The 3,055-nt window shown below is 60.0% G+C and carries 5 protein-coding genes; all 5 read right to left on the reverse strand.

The features are described from left to right. Window positions 1-795 (reverse strand): tRNA (guanosine(37)-N1)-methyltransferase TrmD (trmD, locus tag Q4P21_RS13955; protein ID WP_303389351.1); only part of this gene is annotated, 795 nt, incomplete at its 3' end. Next, the gene (gene rimM, locus Q4P21_RS13960) at window positions 795-1,394 is read right to left on the reverse strand and encodes a ribosome maturation factor RimM (protein WP_303389352.1); all 600 of its coding nucleotides are present in this window, start codon (window positions 1,392-1,394) and stop codon (window positions 795-797) included. The genes rimM and trmD, both read right to left, overlap by 1 nt. A gap of 152 nt (window positions 1,395-1,546) precedes the next feature. Beyond that, the gene (locus Q4P21_RS13965; protein WP_026555249.1) at window positions 1,547-1,789 is read right to left on the reverse strand and encodes an RNA-binding protein; all 243 of its coding nucleotides are present in this window, start codon (window positions 1,787-1,789) and stop codon (window positions 1,547-1,549) included. A gap of 1 nt (window position 1,790) precedes the next feature. Beyond that, window positions 1,791-2,198: a 30S ribosomal protein S16 gene (gene rpsP / locus Q4P21_RS13970; protein ID WP_207346199.1), complete on the reverse strand. Its 408-nt coding sequence runs from the start codon at window positions 2,196-2,198 to the stop codon at window positions 1,791-1,793. 305 nt (window positions 2,199-2,503) lie between these two features. Then, window positions 2,504-2,956, reverse strand: coding sequence for a hypothetical protein (locus Q4P21_RS13975; protein ID WP_303389353.1), 453 nt, complete (start codon window positions 2,954-2,956; stop codon window positions 2,504-2,506). Between the last annotated feature and the right edge of the window lie 99 nt (window positions 2,957-3,055).

A 3,055-nucleotide genomic window follows, 5' to 3' on the forward strand; every position in this document is an offset into this window, starting at 1 on the left:
CTCGTCGGTGCGGCGCACAGCCCTGCCGTCGACGACGGCGTAGCCCAGTTCCCAGAGCACATTGCGGTCGGTTTTGCTGAAGCCAGCAACATCTAGGACGTCGATCAAATCTGGACGGCGGTCTACGGTGCGGCGCAGCTGCAGCTCCTTGCGGAACTTGGCGATCTTGCCGTGGTTGCCGCTGAGCAGCACCTCGGGAACCTCGCGTCCGCGCCAGCTGGAGGGCTTGGTGTAGACGGGGTATTCAAGCAGGCCGTCGGAGTGGGACTCCTCAATGAGGGACTCAGGGTTGCCCACCACACCGGGAACCAGGCGGCCAATGGCTTCCACCATGGCCAGCACGGCAACTTCACCGCCGTTGAGAACGTAGTCGCCCAAGCTCACTGGGCGGACAGTGTATTGCTCAGCAGCCCATTCCAGCACACGTTCATCAATGCCTTCGTAACGTCCGCAGGCGAAGACCAGATGGTCCTCATCGGCTAGCTCATAGGCCAGTTTTTGGTTGAATACTTCCCCTGCTGGTGAAGGCACGATCAATGTTGGCTTGGTGCCCTCGGCCAGCGGGGATGCCTCCGCAATATCGCTGAGCGCCATGGCCCACGGCTCAGGCTTCATGACCATCCCGGCCCCGCCGCCGTACGGGGTGTCATCCACCGTGCGGTGCCTGTCCTTCGTGTAGGAGCGCAGGTCGTGCACGGAAAGTTCCAGCAGGCCCTCGGTGCGAGCCTTGCCAATCAGGCTCAGGTCAAGGGGTGCCAGGTACTCCGGGAAAATGCTGACCACGTCAAAACGCATTACTGGCCGCTGCCTTCCGAACCATTGTCTTCCGAGTCGCTGACTTCCGATCCTGCCAGGTCCGCTGCTTCACCGGTTTCGTCGTTTTCCGCAGCGTCCTTGTTGACAGTGAACAGTCCCGCCGGAGGGGTCAGGCGCACATAGCCGTCTTCGACGTTCACTTCCGGGACGATCTCGTCCACAAACGGAACCAGGACTTCATCGCCGTCATTATCTTCAACAATGAGTAGGTCCTGGACCGCCTGGGTACGCAGTCCGGTGACCTTGCCGACCTTCGCGCTGCCGACCCGAACCTCAAGGTTCAGCAACTCGTGTTCGTACCAGGCGTCGTCGTCCTCGTCATCGTCTGACTCAAAAAACATAGTGGCGCCACGCAGCAGTTCCGCCTCATTGCGGGTGTTGGTTCCTTCAAAGCCCAGCAACAGGATGTCCTTGTTCCAGCGGGAGCTCTTGACCGTCAGGGTGCCGAGCTTGGCCGGTTCCACGACGAACTGCGAGCCGACGGCGAAGCGCGAGTCGGGGGCGTCGGTGAGGACCAGCACGGTCACTTCCCCGCGGATGCCGTGGGGCTTGCCAATCCGGGCAACCTGAACCTGCATGGGTACTCCTAAGTGCTTGCTAAAAGAGGTGCTTACTAAAAGAAAAAGGGGAAAAATTTGGCCCCGCCACCATTATGGTGCCGGGGCCAAACGTTTGGCTTTACTGCTGAAAACGGCTCGCACGGCCAAAGCCGGGCAACGTTCGGGGCAGGTTAGCGGCGGCGGTCGGTGTCGACAACGTCAACACGCACCGGTTCGCCGTTGGCCAGGGCTGCAACCACGGTGCGCAAGGCACGGGCGGTGCGGCCCTGTCGGCCAATAACCCGGCCCAGATCGTCTTGGTGAACTCGCACTTCGAGGGACTCCCCGCGGCGGTTGTTCTTGACGCTTACCTTTACGTCCTCGGGAGAGTCAACAATCCCGCGGACCAGGTGCTCCAGCGCTTCAGCCAACAAGTTACTCGGCCTCGGTGCTCTCAGCAGCCTCTGCCTCGTCGGCCTTCTTGGCCTTCTTGGTGATGGCTTCCTTGACAACAACGTTCTTGGCCTCGGGAGCAACGAATGCTTCCTTGGGAGCCTTGGTCTTCAAGGTGCCTTCGGCGCCCTTGATGCCCTTGAACTTCTGCCAGTCACCGGTGATGCGCAGCAGCTTTGCAACAGGCTCGGACGGCTGAGCGCCAACTCCCAGCCAGTACTGTGCGCGATCGGTGTCGATCTCGATGAATGAAGGCTGCTCGGTCGGGTGGTACTTGCCGATTTCCTCGATGGCACGGCCGTCACGCTTTGAGTGTGAGTCCATGACGACGATGCGGTAGTACGGTGCACGCATTTTACCAAAGCGCTTAAGGCGAATCTTTACGGCCACTTTTGTGGTTACTCCTGGTTCGAAAAAGGGGCGATCTCCGTTTCACGCTCCCGTGGGGCGGGCCGATCTGCGGATTTCTAAGGACAGGATCATCACGCGGAGAGAGGGGCCACGTGGATCGAGTACCTGTCCATTATGCCAGAGAATCTTTGCTGTGTGCGACGCGTTACGGGTACCGCGCGCCGTGTTGTTCGTCATGGGGCGGCGCTGCGCCGTCTCGAGGTCTCTCGAGTTGCCACTTGTGGTGCCGTAAACGGCTCTAATGACACCACAAGTGGCAACTCGAAGAAGAAGTCTCCGTGGCGTTATTCTGCGGAGTAGAAGAAGAGGCTCATTTTGGCGTTTTCTTCAGCAGCCTTCACCGCTGCCACTGACATGGCTGCCAGAGCGCGCACCAGCGGCTCGGTCACTGCCGGTGTGGATTCCATTTCCTCCGCAGCTGCCCATTCTGCGGCCAGCTCGGAAACTTCTTCCTGATCTTCAAGCCCATCCAGTTCAGCAAACACCTCAAGGAGGGCATCCGGCACTGCAAACAGAGTGTCGAGTTCAATGTCGACAAGGCTCAGCTCGGAAGCCACACCCGTTGCATGAACTTTCTTTACCGCGTACTCGCCCAGCACTTCAATCTCAAAGTCGCTCAGGCCCGGAGTCGGCAGCACAGGCACGTCGATGGCAGGGGATTTTCCGGCCTGGCGAGCCTTGGCCCGGGCGACAGCCTGGTGGTGGTCGGCGATGAAGAACTCAGAGTAATTGGCCACGCAGGCGCCTTTCAAAATAGTGGTCCGGGCCGTTAGCTTCCCGGTCAGCCTCGCACCACAGGGAGCGGACTGCATGTCCTCAACACTAACGTGATTCTG

The sequence above is a fragment of the Arthrobacter sp. genome (genome assembly GCF_030540645.1).
Lineage (GTDB): Bacteria > Actinomycetota > Actinomycetes > Actinomycetales > Micrococcaceae > Specibacter.

What these genes read in the sequence shown, in the direction of transcription:
- rimM (WP_303389352.1), bottom strand. Translation starts at nt 1,394, where the DNA reads ATGCAGGTTCAGGTTGCCCGGATTGGCAAGCCCCACGGCATCCGCGGG.